Source organism: Clostridium tagluense, from assembly GCF_003865095.1.
GTDB classification, from domain to species: Bacteria; Bacillota; Clostridia; order Clostridiales; family Clostridiaceae; genus Clostridium_AD; species Clostridium_AD tagluense.
Map to the genome: position 1 here is coordinate 1 of NZ_BHYK01000130.1, position 420 is coordinate 420.

The following is a 420-nucleotide window of genomic DNA, read 5'->3' on the forward strand; positions in this document are numbered from 1 at the left end:
CCAAAGGTTAAGATCATTAAAATTCCTGTACCTGTTTTCCCTACATAAAATCTATGAATACCAAGCGGTCCAATAAAAATGCAAAGGAGTAATGCAACTAACCAGTTTTTTCACTAATAGTCCTTACTTCGTTCTTACTGTGTTGAATTAATAAATTAATACCACAGGTTTTGCAAAAATTAGATCCATCATCATTTTGGGCACTACAATTATGACAGAACATTAAATCCCCCTTTTCACATTATTTTAATATCATATTTACTTTTTATCATATGTGTCAACATTTTACTATATTTATAACATTTATCTATTTACAAATATTTTTGAATTCCCTACCGCCACAAACTCATTTCTATCAATATATATCTTTTTCTATATCATAAAAAAATAATATTATTTTCTTAGAGGATGTGATCAAAA

At 27.1% G+C, this 420-nt stretch carries 2 protein-coding genes; both read right to left on the reverse strand.

Annotation, left to right across the window (positions count from 1 at the left end; genetic code table 11):
* Positions 1-80, reverse strand: an 80-nt coding sequence (locus tag Ctaglu_RS26425) for an NINE protein (RefSeq protein WP_148097617.1), incomplete at its 3' end; no start/stop codon positions are given.
* A gap of 17 nt (positions 81-97) precedes the next feature.
* A complete protein-coding gene (locus Ctaglu_RS24850) occupies positions 98-223 on the reverse strand; it encodes a zinc-ribbon domain-containing protein (RefSeq protein ID WP_125006739.1) in 126 nt (41 codons plus the stop codon).
* Positions 224-420: the final 197 nt, after the last annotated feature.